The 14,493-nt window shown below is 55.4% G+C and carries 17 protein-coding genes; 13 read left to right on the forward strand and 4 right to left on the reverse strand.

Annotated features, from left to right (window positions below; translation table 11 throughout):
• Positions 1–61 precede the first annotated feature (61 nt).
• From TW80_RS08305 to rimM, 7 genes are all read left to right on the forward strand, one after another.
• A complete protein-coding gene (locus TW80_RS08305; RefSeq protein ID WP_052700914.1) occupies positions 62–607 on the forward strand; it encodes a hypothetical protein in 546 nt (181 codons plus the stop codon).
• A 156-nt stretch (positions 608–763) separates the two neighbouring features.
• Positions 764–2,263 (forward strand): signal recognition particle protein, encoded by a 1,500-nt coding sequence (ffh, locus tag TW80_RS08310; protein WP_045996763.1) that lies wholly within the window; start codon positions 764–766, stop codon positions 2,261–2,263.
• A 3-nt stretch (positions 2,264–2,266) separates the two neighbouring features.
• Positions 2,267–2,815, forward strand: coding sequence for a GNAT family N-acetyltransferase (locus TW80_RS08315; RefSeq protein WP_045996764.1), 549 nt, complete (start codon positions 2,267–2,269; stop codon positions 2,813–2,815).
• Positions 2,812–3,372, forward strand: coding sequence for a GNAT family N-acetyltransferase (locus TW80_RS08320; protein ID WP_045996765.1), 561 nt, complete (start codon positions 2,812–2,814; stop codon positions 3,370–3,372). The genes TW80_RS08315 and TW80_RS08320 overlap by 4 nt, the downstream gene beginning before the upstream one ends.
• Positions 3,365–3,661 carry a chorismate mutase gene (locus TW80_RS08325; RefSeq protein ID WP_045996766.1) on the forward strand — a complete coding sequence of 99 codons (297 nt, stop codon included), beginning with the start codon at positions 3,365–3,367 and terminating at the stop codon, positions 3,659–3,661. Before TW80_RS08320 ends, TW80_RS08325 begins: the two co-directional genes overlap by 8 nt.
• 48 nt (positions 3,662–3,709) lie before the next feature.
• Positions 3,710–4,087, forward strand: coding sequence for a 30S ribosomal protein S16 (gene rpsP / locus TW80_RS08330; RefSeq protein WP_204218475.1), 378 nt, complete (start codon positions 3,710–3,712; stop codon positions 4,085–4,087).
• A 201-nt stretch (positions 4,088–4,288) separates the two neighbouring features.
• A complete protein-coding gene (gene rimM, locus TW80_RS08335; RefSeq protein WP_045996768.1) occupies positions 4,289–4,822 on the forward strand; it encodes a ribosome maturation factor RimM in 534 nt (177 codons plus the stop codon).
• Here rimM and TW80_RS08340 read toward each other — a convergent pair.
• Positions 4,791–5,723: a hypothetical protein gene (locus TW80_RS08340; protein ID WP_045996769.1), complete on the reverse strand. Its 933-nt coding sequence runs from the start codon at positions 5,721–5,723 to the stop codon at positions 4,791–4,793. The two genes, rimM and TW80_RS08340, sit on opposite strands and share 32 nt — an antisense overlap.
• Before the next feature lie 62 nt (positions 5,724–5,785).
• Here TW80_RS08340 and trmD point away from each other — a divergent pair, with 62 nt between their 5' ends.
• The 4 genes from trmD to TW80_RS08360 all read left to right on the forward strand — a co-directional run bounded on the left by trmD (position 5,786) and on the right by TW80_RS08360 (position 7,974).
• A complete protein-coding gene (gene trmD, locus TW80_RS08345) occupies positions 5,786–6,607 on the forward strand; it encodes a tRNA (guanosine(37)-N1)-methyltransferase TrmD (protein WP_045996770.1) in 822 nt (273 codons plus the stop codon).
• Positions 6,608–6,844: 237 nt separating this feature from the next.
• Positions 6,845–7,228: a 50S ribosomal protein L19 gene (gene rplS / locus TW80_RS08350; RefSeq protein WP_045996771.1), complete on the forward strand. Its 384-nt coding sequence runs from the start codon at positions 6,845–6,847 to the stop codon at positions 7,226–7,228.
• A gap of 11 nt (positions 7,229–7,239) precedes the next feature.
• Entirely contained in the window at positions 7,240–7,464 is a 225-nt protein-coding gene (gene rpmE, locus TW80_RS08355; RefSeq protein WP_045996772.1) for a 50S ribosomal protein L31, read from the forward strand.
• A 195-nt stretch (positions 7,465–7,659) separates the two neighbouring features.
• On the forward strand, positions 7,660–7,974 hold the full coding sequence (locus tag TW80_RS08360) for a DnaJ family domain-containing protein (RefSeq protein WP_045996773.1): 315 nt from the start codon (positions 7,660–7,662) through the stop codon (positions 7,972–7,974).
• Between the two features lie 35 nt (positions 7,975–8,009).
• Here the strand turns inward: TW80_RS08360 and TW80_RS08365 are convergent, their stop codons facing one another.
• On the reverse strand, positions 8,010–9,302 hold the full coding sequence (locus TW80_RS08365) for a DEAD/DEAH box helicase (RefSeq protein WP_045996774.1): 1,293 nt from the start codon (positions 9,300–9,302) through the stop codon (positions 8,010–8,012).
• A 410-nt stretch (positions 9,303–9,712) separates the two neighbouring features.
• Here TW80_RS08365 and TW80_RS08370 point away from each other — a divergent pair, with 410 nt between their 5' ends.
• A complete protein-coding gene (locus tag TW80_RS08370) occupies positions 9,713–10,522 on the forward strand; it encodes a division plane positioning ATPase MipZ (protein WP_045996775.1) in 810 nt (269 codons plus the stop codon).
• A 124-nt stretch (positions 10,523–10,646) separates the two neighbouring features.
• Complete coding sequence (locus TW80_RS08375; RefSeq protein ID WP_446720134.1) at positions 10,647–12,212, forward strand: FMN-binding glutamate synthase family protein; 1,566 nt, start codon at positions 10,647–10,649, stop codon at positions 12,210–12,212.
• Positions 12,213–12,218: 6 nt separating this feature from the next.
• Here the strand turns inward: TW80_RS08375 and TW80_RS08380 are convergent, their stop codons facing one another.
• Positions 12,219–13,193 (reverse strand): DMT family transporter, encoded by a 975-nt coding sequence (locus tag TW80_RS08380; RefSeq protein WP_045996777.1) that lies wholly within the window; start codon positions 13,191–13,193, stop codon positions 12,219–12,221.
• Positions 13,194–13,343: 150 nt separating this feature from the next.
• Positions 13,344–14,447 carry a 3-isopropylmalate dehydrogenase gene (leuB, locus tag TW80_RS08385; RefSeq protein ID WP_045996778.1) on the reverse strand — a complete coding sequence of 368 codons (1,104 nt, stop codon included), beginning with the start codon at positions 14,445–14,447 and terminating at the stop codon, positions 13,344–13,346.
• Between the last annotated feature and the right edge of the window lie 46 nt (positions 14,448–14,493).

Genomic DNA, 14,493 nt, shown 5'->3' on the forward strand with positions numbered 1-14,493 from the left:
TTAACATCGAAGATAGAAAATCACGTCGATTGTTCAAGAGCGCAAATTAAAAAGACTAGAAATGCGCAATAACGCGCACCATATTAATGCGATGAAGATTGAACGACACACTGACGCGCAGCTCATTATCAGTGATGTGCCGTGGGCGATTGGCATTGCAATATGCGGTTGGATTGTCGGCCTGATCGGCTGGGCGATGTTTGCATTCTCAGCCGGAGATACCGCCAAGGGCCTGATGTTGACCTTGGTTGCCATCGGTGTCGGTGTGATTGCCTGCTTTGCAGTGCGGCGGATCGACATCATATTGGATCGTGGGCGCAATCTATTTGAAATTCGGCGTAGCACCGTGTTTCGACGTACGCGTATTCAACACGCGCTGAACCACCTCGCCCGTGCCGAGGTTGAAACCTATGCAGACCCGCGACACCCAAGGAGACGTTACCATCGCATCGCGCTGATCCTCGATGGTGGGATGGACGAAGGGGCGCACCCATTGACGGACGGATACGCACACGGGCACCGCGCAGAGCGCACCGCCAATTCTGTCGCGACCACAATCAATGACTGGCTTGCGCAGGATGTTGACTCAGAAGCCCGGCGGGCGTAAACGCGGTCCAACACCCGGATAGCGCCAGCTTTCCGGTCCCCGAAATCTAGGGGATCGCCCTCCGTCAGCGCGTTGCGCCCACGGGGGCGCTACTGCTTTACGCCGCGCGTTCCTATATACGCAAGGCAACCGAAACGACGCGAGGGGCCAAGGCCTATGTTTGAGAATCTATCCGACCGCCTTTCCGGGGTCTTTGACAAGCTAACCAAACAAGGTGCGTTGTCTGATGATGACGTCAAAACCGCCCTGCGCGAGGTCCGCGTGGCCCTGCTAGAGGCTGACGTCTCGCTGCCTGTCGCGCGTGATTTCATCAAAGCGGTCCAAACCAAGGCAACAGGCCAAGCGGTCACCAAATCCATCACCCCCGGCCAGCAAGTTGTTAAGATCGTCCATGACGAGCTGAAGCATGTTTTGACAGGCGATGCAGAACCCGGTGATCTGAAGATCGACAACCCACCCGCCCCGATCCTAATGGTCGGTCTGCAAGGTTCGGGTAAGACGACAACAACCGCGAAATTGGCAAAGCGTTTGAAAGAGCGCGATGGCAAACGCGTTTTGATGGCATCACTTGACGTGAACCGCCCTGCCGCGATGGAGCAGCTGCAAATCCTTGGCGGGCAGATTGGTGTCGATACGCTGCCCATTGTTAAGGGCGAAGATCCTGTCGCCATTGCGAAACGTGCCAAGACCCAAGCCAGCCTCGGCGGCTATGACGTGTATATGCTCGACACTGCGGGCCGTTTGCATATTGATCAGGAACTGATCGCGCAGGCGGCTGCAGTACGTGACGCCGTAAACCCGCGCGAGACACTGTTGGTCGTTGACGGCCTGACAGGTCAGGACGCGGTCAATGTTGCCCAAGAATTCGACGATAAGATCGGTGTTTCCGGCGTTGTCCTGACCCGTATGGACGGTGACGGCCGCGGCGGTGCCGCGCTTTCGATGCGCGCGATTACGGGCAAGCCCATCCGTTTCGTCGGTCTCGGCGAGAAGATGGACGCGATTGAAACCTTTGAACCAGACCGGATCGCTGGCCGCATTCTGGGCATGGGTGACATTGTTGCGCTTGTCGAAAAAGCCCAAGAAACCATCGAGGCTGAACAAGCCGAACGCATGATGAAGCGCTTCCAAAAGGGTCGCTTCAACATGAACGACCTGAAAATGCAGCTTGAGCAAATGATCAAGATGGGCGGCATGGAAGGTATGATGGGCATGATGCCCGGCATGGGCAAGATGGGCAAACAAATGGCCGCTGCTGGTATCGACGACAGCATCCTTAAGCGCCAGATCGCCCTGATCAACTCTATGACGAAAAAAGAGCGCGCCAACCCTGACATTTTGGCCGCATCACGCAAGAAACGTATCGCCAAAGGTGCCGGTCTTGAGGTGTCAGAGCTGAACAAGCTGCTCAAGCAACAGCGCCAGATGGCTGACATGATGAAAAAGCTGGGAAAAGGCGGCATGCTAAAACAAGCCATGAAAGGCATGTTCGGCAAAGGCGGCGGAATGCCAGCCGGCATGCCCGACATGAACGATCCCAAAGCCATGGAAGAAGCGGCCAAAGCACTGAAGGGCAAAATGCCCGGTGGTCTGCCCGGTCTGGGTGGCGGCATGGGTCTTCCCCCCGGTCTCTCTGGTTTCGGAAAGAAAAAGTAAGCCATGACACCCGCCCCCACCCTTTCCACGGCACGTCTGGTCCTGCGCGGCCCAGAGAAACGCGACCTTGCGGCCTTTACCGCATGGGCAACGCGTTCTGCCCGCATGGAAAGCGTCGGCGGCAAAGTTTCAGAGCGCGACGCTTGGCGTGGTTTTTTGGCAGGTGTTGGTCATTGGAACTGGCATGGCTACGGGCTCTTTACCGTCACCGAAAAATCCTCTGGGGTTGCGACTGGCCGCGTTGGTGTCCTGAACCACATCGAATGGCCTCAGCCTGAAATGGCGTGGCATATGTTTGACGGTTTCGAAGGGCGCTCCTACGCTTTTGAGGCTGCCTGCGCCGTACGTGAATGGGCGGGCCGGACGCTCGGTCTTGAACCGCTGATTTCACTGATTGCGCCCAGCAATACACGCTCACTCGCCCTGGCCACCCGTTTGGGTGCTGCCGAGGAACGTCGGGATGTCATCGACGGTGAAAAGGTGATCGTGATGCGGCACCTTGCCCATGATGATCCACGCGCCACAGCCCAAGCAGCGGGGGCAATTTCATGATCCCGACGCTGCAAACCAAACGGCTGACGATGCGTGCGCCGCGCTGGGACGATTTCGACGCCTATGCTGCATTCCGCGCGTCCGATCGGACCAAGCTGCTTGGCGGGCCCTTTACCCGCGAGCGGGCCTTTACACAGCTTGCTGAAATTGCGGGCCATTGGGCACTGCGTGGCTTTGGGCGCTGGATCGTCGCGGATCGTGAAACCGACGCGGCATTGGGTGTTGTCGGTCTTTACTACCCCGAAGGCTGGCCAGAACCCGAAATCGCATGGTCGCTGTTTGCCAATGCCGAAGGGCGCGGGATCGCGCAAGAGGCGGCAGTGACTGCCCGCAATTATGCCTATCAAACGCTGGGGTGGACCACCGCAATCAGCCTGATCGATCCAGCTAACACCCGCTCGGTTGCCTTGGCCAAACGGTTGGGCTGTACCGATGGGGAAACATTTCAGCACAATACACTTGGACTGATGCATATCTGGCGGCACCCGTCACCGGATGCTGCGGGCACGACACCTACGCTTAACGATGAAACTGTTAAAGGAACGCCACATGTCTGACGCCGTCACTCGTGCAGCTGAGCTGCTTAAGAACCACCGCGAGAGCATCGACAGATTGGACGCGATCCTTGTTTACACATTGGGCGAGCGTTTCAAGCACACTCAAGCCGTCGGCAAACTCAAAGCCGAACATGACCTTCCACCAAGCGACCCTGCCCGCGAAACGCAGCAGATCGCGCGGTTGACCGAACTTGCAAGCCAGGCTGATCTTGATCCTGAGTTTGCCAAGAAATTCCTGAACTTCATCATTCAGGAAGTGATCCAACACCACAAACAACACCAATCGTAGGGTGGATTTCAATCCACCACACCCCTGCCATTTATAGGAGAATACACCATGGCTATGAAAATTCGTCTCGCACGCGGCGGTTCCAAAAAGCGCCCTCACTACGCAATCGTGGCTGCTGACAGCCGCATGCCACGTGACGGCCGCTTCATCGAAAAGCTGGGCACATATAACCCAATGCTGCCAAAAGACAGCGAAGACCGCGTGAAAATGGACATCGAGCGCGTCAAATACTGGTTGGGTGAAGGCGCACAGCCAACTGACCGTGTTTCCCGCATGCTGGAAGCCGCAGGCGAGCTGCCTAAGAAAGACCGCAGCAACCCTAAGAAAGGTACACCTGGCAAAGCTGCTCAGGCACGCGCGGAAGAAAAAGCAAAAGCTGCTGAAGAAGCTGCAAACGCTCCTGCTGAAGACGCAGCAGAAGAGTAAGAAACGCATGTGTTGCCCGGCTGAATGGCTGGGCAACACCCCTTTGGGGAAATACCATGTTTCGTTTGCTACGCCTTGCAATTTTTACGACGTTTGCATTTATCGCGGGCATTCTGACCGAACGCAGCAATGCGCAAACGCTCTGTCAGGATAACAACGGACAATGGGTCAATCGAATGTGCCTAGGATCGGAAATGCCCAATGACTGAACGTGTAATTGTCGGCTCACTTGGTGGTTCTTTTGGCGTCAAAGGCGAAGTTCGTCTGAAATCCTTCTGCACAGAGCCAGAGGCCATCGCAGATTACACTCCGCTTTATACAGAAAGTGGTCGATCATTCGCCCAGATGGTTCTGACGGGGCAACTCAAGAACGGGTTTACCGCGCGCATCGACGGCATCACCACCAAAGAAGAGGCCGACGCGTTACGCAATACGCCGCTTTATGCGGATCGCGATGCAATGCCATCGCTGCCTGACGATGAATTCTATTATGCAGACCTGATCGGCCTCACTGTGCTTGATGCAGGTGGCGCAACACTTGGCACGGTGCGCAACGTGATGGATCACGGTGCAGGTGATTTGCTTGAAATCGCCGTACCAGCGCAGTCTGACACGGTATTGCTCCCCTTTACAAAGGCAAACGCGCCAACTGTTGACCTGAGCGCGAAACGGATCATCGTTGACCCGCCAGAAGGGCTTTTTGCTACAGACGATCAATCACAAGATAAGTCGTAATCAGACTCCGCAGTCGCTCTCGTCGCGTTGCGTTTTTTGCGTATCTCAAAAGCCCACGATACAAGAACCACCCGTAAAAGAACCACAGTGTCGATGGCAATTCGTCCGATGGCAGTTCAGCGGCCTGAGCCAAATCAATGACATCCTGTTCTGCTACGCCCCATGGAGATGCCGAAGAATTCTCCGCCTTGAGCGCCACATGAAACACCAAATGCGCTAGATCACGTGCGAGCGGTGTTTTCGCACCGACCCCAGTATCAAACCCATAAAGGGTCTGACCGTCAAAATGAAAGTTATGCGGGGCAAAGTCTCCATGGCCCGCAACACGGCAAATCTTGCCTCCCTGCAAAGCGGAGCCGTCATTATCGAGGCGTGATTTGAAATGCGCAGCCAACGCCAGATCATCGCCGTCCAATCCATTATTCGGCACCTGATCCAGCTTTGACAGCCAATACTGCGCAGAGAACTTTCCCTGTTCGCGACGCCCCCCCACATACTTGTGGTGCCAGCGCCCGACGTGACGGTACAGATCCGAAGCGCTGTGCAGCAACAAAGGCTCACCAGGTAGTTTGGACACGATCAGCAGCCCAACCGTCGGATCAAGGTCAATCAACTGGTTTAAACGGCAGTCACCATCATTCATCTTTGGTCCGACCTCGCGCAGCTCGTGGCCAAGTTTGGTGACCAATTCCGCCGCATTTGGCCGGGTGACGTGACGCGCAATAATCGGCTGGTCCCTAAAGGTCCCCGCAAAAACCGCAGAGTGCGGTTTGGCGCGCAGCAACTCACCGCGCATGATTTGACGCATCGGTGTGCTTTGTGGCGCCGCCTGTTCCCATCGCTGAATTGCGTTTGCGCGCTCCTCGGCGCGATCAAGATATCTGTCGAAATCAGTTGGCATTGGTATAGTCCAACACGATGTTGCCTCTTTCGCAATGGCCAGTCATCCCATAGAACCACCCCATGTCAGATCAAATAAAAAAATCCATCTCAGGCAAAGCGATTGGCCGTAAATCAATTCGGGCAACCTTTAAGCCGCGTGAATTGATGACCGATGCGCCAGAGCTTGCCGGATCTTGGACTGCGCAAATCATCACGCTCTTTCCGCAGGCATTTCCCGGCGTCTTGGGCGAGAGTCTGACGGGCAAGGCCCTGCAAGACGGGCGCTGGCAGCTGCAAACCTATGACCTGCGCGAATACGGCATCGGCAAACACCGCAATGTCGATGATACCCCTGCTGGCGGTGGTGCGGGCATGGTTTTGCGGGCAGATGTGTTAGAGACCGCAATCAAAGAAGCGCGTTCTGGCGCACGTGGGCATATGCCCTTGGTTTACCTGTCCCCGCGCGGGCGGCGGTTTGATCAAACAATGGCGCGCAACTGGGCACGCGCTGATGGGGTGACATTGCTATGTGGGCGTTTCGAAGGCGTCGATGAACGTGTCTTGCAGCATTTTGGCATCCAAGAAGTTTCCCTCGGCGATTTTGTCATGACTGGTGGCGAAATCGCAGCCCAAGCGATGATTGACGCAACCGTCCGGCTCTTGCCGGGGGTGTTGGGTAATGCCGATAGCGCCGTCGAAGAAAGCCACTCAAATGGCTTGCTCGAGCATCCGCAATACACAAAACCCGCCGAATGGCAGGGGCACGCAATTCCCGATGTTTTGCTATCGGGCAACCACGCCAAAATCGCTGAATGGCGTCGCGAGATGTCCGAAAAGATCACACAAGAACGGCGGCCCGATTTATGGGCCGCACATTGCGCGAAAACCCAAAAAGAAACTTGATCACAAGGGGGATGCCCCCTATAGAACGCCAGTCTGCAGACCAATGGTCTATGGATTCGTTTGGCTATGTCATATGTCGCGTCTTCTTCGACGCAATGCAGACAGACCCAAACCAATAAATGAACGACGACGTGATCTCTGGCGGGCTTATCAGTGATAGGGACCCGGTGAAGACCAAGAGCTCTCAGGTTGCGCAGAAACATTGTGGAATACCACAAGCATCAAAGGAGCTCTCAGATGGATCTGATTGCACAACTCGAAGCGGAGCAAGTTGCTGCGCTGGGGAAAGAGATCCCCGACTTTAAAGCGGGTGACACCATCCGCGTTGGTTACAAAGTGACCGAAGGCTCACGTACACGTGTGCAAAACTACGAAGGCGTCTGCATCGCCCGTAAAAACGGTTCCGGCATCGCCGGTTCATTCACCGTTCGCAAAATTTCCTTTGGTGAAGGCGTAGAGCGCGTATTCCCTCTGCACTCCACCAACATCGACAGCATCACCGTGGTTCGCCGTGGTCGCGTGCGTCGCGCGAAACTGTACTACTTGCGTTCACGTCGTGGTAAATCCGCACGTATCGCAGAAGTTACCAACTACAAAGCGCCAAAAGGCGCTGAAGCGTAAGGATTGCTGTCATGAAAAAAGATATCCATCCAGATTACCACATCATCGACGTCAAAATGACCGATGGTACTGTGGTTCAGATGAAATCCACTTGGGGCAAAGAAGGCGACCAAATGGCGCTGGACATCGACCCATCCGTACACCCAGCATGGAACGGCGGTTCTTCGACACGCCTGCTGGACGCCGGTGGCCGTGTTTCCAAGTTCAAAAACAAATACGCTGGTCTGGGCTTCTAAGACCGCTGGTGGATCAAGATCCACCCTACGTATTCAAAACGCCGCTCATGAAAATGGGCGGCGTTTTCATTTGATGGGGCCCGATAGGCTGACGGGTCAAACGTCTTAAAACAATGATGACAGCGCCGTTTTATTTACGTAGCAAATAGGCCATGAATTGGGACACCCAAGTTTGCGTAGATTAGGTATCACACGATGCATCATCCCCTAAGTAGTCTGATCGATCAAATCGTCCAAAACGCCGAAAAACGTGGTGATCTGGATAATCTCTCGGGTGCAGGAAAGCCCCTGCCCGCTGTAGATAATCCACAAGATGCGGTGTTGAGCCGGATGATGGCGGAAGCTGATGCCAAATCACCAGTAGTCATCCTGAAACAGCAAATTACAGCGGCACAAGAGCGGCTTAGATCGCTGACGGACCCGGCTGAGCGCCGCGATCAAATGTTGGTCATTTCCGAACTGCACACAAAGCTGGCGTTAGAAATGGAAGCGTTTCGTAAATACGGATAGGTCGCCGCACAGTTGCGCGCGACGACCCTTTGTCATTATGCTGATGCGCGCGAACGGCCACCACCGCCACGGCGACGTCCACCGCCCGGCTTGCCGCCGCCGGGCTTACCGCCACCGTTATGACGGCCACCGCCGCCGCCTCCACCGCGACGACGACCACCGCCACCGCCGTTTGGACGTTTCTTCTGGCCCGGTTGGATTTCCCATGGGCGACCAGATGCGACGGGGATGTTTTCTTTCATCACCTTTTCGATGTCTTGCAACTCGATCATCTCGTCTGGGGCGACCAACGCCACGGCTGACCCATCAGCGCCGGCACGCGCCGTCCGGCCAATCCGGTGGACATAATTGTCGGCCACATTCGGCAAATCGTAGTTATAGACATGGCGCACGCCGGGAATGTCGATCCCACGCGCGGCAACATCTGTCGCGACCAATACGCGGACTTTTCCTTCTTTGAAGGCCGTGATTGCGCGGTCACGCTGTCCTTGGCTTTTGTTGCCGTGGATGGAGGCTGCGGCGAATCCTTTTTTCTCAAGCACTTTATAAAGCTTTTCACAGCCGTGCTTGGTGCGGCCAAAGACCAGCGCCAATTCATCGCGGTGTTTATCGAGCAGTTCAACCAGCAGATCAGTCTTGGCCGCTTGCGCCACAAAATGCACAGATTGCGCGATTTTGCGGGCTGCTTGGCCCGGCGGGTTCACCTGCACGCGCACAGCATCGGTCAGATATGTATCAGCCAGTTCGGCCATCAGTTTTGGCATGGTCGCCGAAAACATCATGGTTTGGCGATCCTTAGCCAAAAGCGGCGCAATCCGACGCAACGCATGGATAAAGCCCATGTCCAGCATCTGATCAGCCTCATCCAAGACCAAATAAATCGTTTCATCCAAACGCACTGCGCGACGGTCTAGCAGGTCGATCAAACGTCCAGGCGTCGCAACGAGCAGATCAACCCCACCAGCAAGCCGCTTTGTCTGCCCCACGATGCCAGCACCACCAACGACCAAAGCAACCTTAAGATGGCTGCCCTTGGTATAGGCCGTCAGGTTTTCTGCGATCTGTTTTGCAAGTTCGCGGGTGGGCGCAAGTACCAGTCCGCGTGCCGTTTTTGCATTCGGCTTAACCCCGGCCTTGAGCAAGGCGTTGATCATTGGCAGACCAAAGGCTGCCGTTTTACCGGTACCGGTCTGCGCCAAGCCCATGACATCGCGCCCGTTCATCGCGTGCGGAATGGCCTGTGTTTGAATAGGCGTCGGATCGGTGATCCCCTGTTCTTTCAACGCTTTTACAAGTCGAGGCGCGAGCCCCAGCATATCAAAATCCATAACGTGGATATCCTGTTTCTTTTGCGGGTCAGCACCCGCACATACGGCATTGCCCGTGGCAGCATGCCACGAACACAAAGCAAGGTTGCGCCATATGCTGACAGCCAGAACCGCATTGTCCGGGCGCCGATGTGGCGCGGGACCCCTGCGTGATGTGGGAACCTAAAATCAAACGATGCGTTGCAAAGGACGGCTATGTCTTGCTCTGCTCACGCGGCAGGTGGCATCGGTTGTGCTGCACATGCGCCTTTGATCGTCCACTGTCAAGTACAGCCTCGCGTCACCTTTAGCAGTGTATCAATCAAGGCACCCGTGCTAAGAAAATGCGCAGGAACTGCAGGTCGGTCACTTCCCCTCGTCGTGACCACATCATATAGTGTGGCAAAGCATATTCTGTAGGGAAACTCTGCGTGGCACATATCATTGTTGTGGGAAACGAAAAAGGCGGCGCTGGCAAGTCGACCGTATCAATGCACGTCGCGACAGCGCTTGCACGGATGGGGCATCGTGTTGGTACACTGGACCTTGACCTACGGCAAAAAACGCTGGGGCGTTATATTACCAATCGGAATAATTTCTTGGCTGAAAAGGGGCTTGAGCTTCCCTCGCCCGGATATCGTGAGTTGCCCGAGATTGACCAGCAAAGCCTGCAACCGGGCGAAAATGCCTATGATCACCGGCTGTCTATGGCAGTGACCGAAATGGAAAAGGACAATGATTTCATTTTGATTGATTGTCCGGGGTCGCACACGCGCCTTAGTCAGGTTGCGCATAGCCTTGCTGATACTTTGATCACGCCGCTCAACGACAGTTTTATCGACTTTGACCTACTTGCCCATGTTGATAGCGACGGAGAAGAGATCACAGGTCCGTCTGTCTATTCCGAAATGGTCTGGAATGCGCGTCAGTTGCGGGCGCAGGCTGGACTTAAGCCCATTGACTGGATCGTCGTACGTAACCGCCTTGGTGCGCAGGCAATGGTCAACAAAGAAAAGATGCATCGCGCCTTGGCGAAACTTGCCAAACGGGTCGGGTTTCGTGTTGCGCCGGGCTTTAACGAGCGCGTCATCTTCCGCGAGCTATTCCCGCGTGGACTGACCCTACTGGACCTGCGTGACATTGGCGTCAAGGGGATGAATATCTCGAATGTGGCAGCACGTCAGGAATTGCGTGATCTGATCAAAGCACTGGAATTGCCGGGTGTTACCCCAAATTTCTAAACTGGGTTCACTTCCCCTTTCGCACCAATAAATTGCGCCGTAAGATCAGCCTCGACAGCCAAGAGGAGCCATCATGCGTGATTTTTTACTCGAACGTTATAGTGCGTTTTTGTTTGTTTCGGGGATGGCGATCATAACGCTTGTGGTGTCGTTCTGGCATCCTTGGGTGTTCTTTCTGTGCTTGTTTTTTCTCGCGCTGACGGGGCTTGGCATTCGCGATATGCGGCAGCACAAGCATTCAATTTTGCGCAATTACCCAGTCATTGGGCACATGCGTTTCCTCTTTGAAGGTATCCGCCCCGAGATTCGCCAATACCTGATCGAAAGCGACCAAGACGAACAGCCCTTTAGCCGCGAACAACGTTCGCTGGTGTATCAGCGTGCAAAGGGCGTCGAGGACAAGCGCCCCTTTGGGTCACATGAACGAGTCTACGAAGCTGGGTATTCTTGGCTCACACATTCGGTTCAGCCGGTGCATTTTTCCGATACCGACTTTCGGATCAACATTGGCGGCCCCAAATGCGCAAAACCCTATAGTGCTTCGATCTATAACATTTCGGCGATGAGCTTTGGGTCACTGTCTGCAAATGCGATTACGGCGCTGAATACCGGTGCGAAAATGGGTGGTTTCGCCCACGACACAGGTGAAGGCGGGATCAGCCGCTACCACCGTCAGCCGGGCGGCGATTTGATTTATGAAATTGGGTCCGGCTATTTTGGGTGCCGCAATGATGACGGGACATTCAGCCCTGAAAAATTCGCGACCCAAGCGGCTGATGATCAAGTCAAGATGATCGAAATCAAGCTTAGCCAAGGCGCGAAGCCGGGACATGGTGGCATGCTGCCAGCGTCGAAGATCACAACAGAAATCGCCGAGGCGCGTGACATTCCGATGGGTGTTGACTGCATTTCACCTGCTGGTCATAGCGCATTTTCCACCCCGCTAGAGCTGATGGCATTTATCGGTCAATTGCGTGAACTTTCGGGCGGCAAGCCTGTTGGTTTCAAACTCTGTATCGGTCACCGCCGCGAATTCATGTGTATGGTCAAAGCCATGCTTGAAACTGGTATCGTCCCCGATTTCATCGTTGTGGACGGTTCCGAAGGCGGGACAGGTGCGGCACCTCTTGAGTTCGCAAACCACGTCGGCATGCCCATGACCGAAGGGCTGACCTTTGTGCATAACACGCTGCGCGGTGCAGGCATTCGCGATCAGGTCAAAGTCGGTGCAGGCGGCAAGGTCGTCAGTGCCTTTGACATTGCGCGCGCGCTGTCGCTTGGCGCAGATTGGTGCAACTCTGCCCGTGGCTTTATGTTTGCGATCGGCTGCATTCAGGCACAGGCCTGTCACACAAACCATTGCCCGGTGGGTGTCGCGACCCAAGATCCCCTGCGCCAAAAAGCATTGGATGTGGGAGACAAAAGCGAACGTGTCGCAAGGTTTCATCGCAACACCCTCAAGGCATTGGGTGAAATGGCTGGGGCTGCGGGTCTACACGACCCAAGCGGCTTTTTGCCCTATCACTTTATGACACGCCGGGGCGATGGCCAGATGACCGAAGCAAACGATGTCTACAACTATCTCCCCGAAGGCTTCTTGCTCAGTGCTGGGGATGATCACATTGTGTATCGGGAACGCTGGGCGCGCGCCTCTGCCGATAGTTTTGCGCCGCCAGAGGCCAGACAGTAACGCTGATCAGTTTGTGCTTTCGTCTTGGCGTGGCGGCGTCTGACCGAGGGCACGCATGAACAGGCTGACACGCGGTCCCGCGCCCGTCACTGTGCGGGACCGGTTCCGCAGCACGGGCGTGTTCTCTGAACGCCCCCGGCTTTCGCGTAGCACGATATACAGGCCGCTCGCGATGATGATTGCCGCACCGACGCCTGTGAACAGATCCATCGTTTCATCAAAAAACACCAAGCCAAAGATCGTCGCCCAAATGATCTGGCTATATTGCATCGGGGCAATGATCGCCGCTTCGCCTGCCTGATACGCCAAAATAACCAGAAAACTCGCGATCCACGCAAATAGCGCGATCACTCCGAGCATCCCTAAATGCGTGATCGGCATGGGTTCATAAACAAACGGCATCGCCAGCCCCATCAGGACAAAGTTTGCAACCATCGGATAGATGAGCATGACAATGGGGCGTTCCTCGGAGCCGATTTTACGCACCACAATAGAGGCCACAGCCCCACAAATCGCCGATGCCAAGGCGGCAAGGTGCCCAGCCGTCAACGGGGTCTGCCCGGGGCGCAAGACCACTAAAACACCCGCAAGGCCGACCAGAACGGCAATCCAGCGGCGCAAACGGACCGTTTCTCCCAATACAGGGATCGCCAAGACCGTAATCAACAAAGGTGTCGCGAATAAAATCGCGTAGACCTGCGCCAATGGCAGTACCGAGAACGCATAAAAGGCCGCGACACCTGTCACGGTTGCCGCCCCTGTCCGCAGCGCCATCCACCATGGATGAACCGGTACGAGAGTACCCGGCTTTGCATCGCGCATCATCATGAGCGTTGCCAAGGGAAAGCTCAGCAATACGCTAAAGAACACGATCTGAAATGGCGAATACGTCGCGCCGAGCACCTTAATGATCACGTCATGCGTCGCGAACACGGCAAAAGCGATCAGAGCGAGCAGCGCACCTTTGGCATTGGCTGGCATAGTGAAACTTTCGTTTGTTGAATTACTTACTGACAGAAAACGATAGCCCGCAGGTGTCAAGATCAGCGGATCATTTAAATGACCAGATCAGACACCCACGGGCTGAAAAATGCGCAGGCACCCCAAATGCGGGGTGCACTATGTTTTGGATTACAAAGAGGCGTCCAATGCGCCCAAGATCGCGTCACCCATCTGAGTTGTCGAAAGCGGCGTGCCGCCTTCTGGCCCCATCAGGTCACCTGTACGCGCGCCATCGGCCAGAACTTTTTCGATGGCAGCCTCGAGGCGATCAGCCTCTGCGCCCAGGTCAAACGAATAGCGCAGCGCCATTGCAAAGGACAGAATGCACGCGATTGGGTTCGCTTTACCTTGGCCGGCGATGTCAGGCGCAGAACCGTGAACTGGTTCGTACATTGCCTTTGGACGGCCGTTTTCCATCGGCACGCCAAGGCTTGCCGATGGCAGCATGCCCAGCGAACCAGTCAGCATCGCCGCACAGTCAGACAGAATGTCACCAAACAGGTTGTCGGTATAGATCACGTCAAACTGCTTTGGCGCGCGTACAAGCTGCATCGCGCCGTTGTCAGCATACATGTGCGATAGTTCCACCTCTGGGTAATCGGCATGCACCTCGGTGACAACATCACGCCACAGAATGCCAGATTCCATCACGTTTGCTTTTTCCATCGAGCAAAGGCGCTTGTCGCGTTTCATCGCCAGTTCAAATGCAGCACGTGCGCCGCGTTCGATCTCGGCCTCGGTGTAGCGTTGCGTGTTCACGCCCACGCGCATGTTTTCTTCCATGTGGATGCCGCGTGGCTCGCCAAAATAGACACCGGATGTCAATTCGCGCACGATCATAATGTCTAGACCGGACACGATATCACGCTTCAGAGACGAGAAATCAGCGAGCGCATCAAAACACTGGGCTGGGCGCAGGTTGGCGAACAGATCCATTTCTTTGCGAAGGCGCAGCAGGCCGCGCTCTGGCTTTACGCTGAAATCAAGATCGTCGTATTTCGGGCCGCCGACAGCGCCAAGCAGAACGGCATCAACCTCTTGGGCTTTGGCCATGGTATCGTCGTGCAAAGGAACGCCGTGCGCATCATAAGCCGCGCCACCAACCAGGTCCTCGGACACGTCAAAAGCAACACCGCGCTTATCGCCGAACCAGCCGATAATCCGCTTAACCTCGTCCATGACTTCGGGGCCGATGCCGTCACCGGCGAGGATCAAAAGAGAGGGGTTTGCCATATGTCTGGTCCTTGGTTGAAAATGTTGTCAACGGCCTAGCCTGACA

It is taken from the genome of Loktanella sp. S4079, assembly GCF_000967725.1.
GTDB lineage: Bacteria > Pseudomonadota > Alphaproteobacteria > Rhodobacterales > Rhodobacteraceae > Yoonia.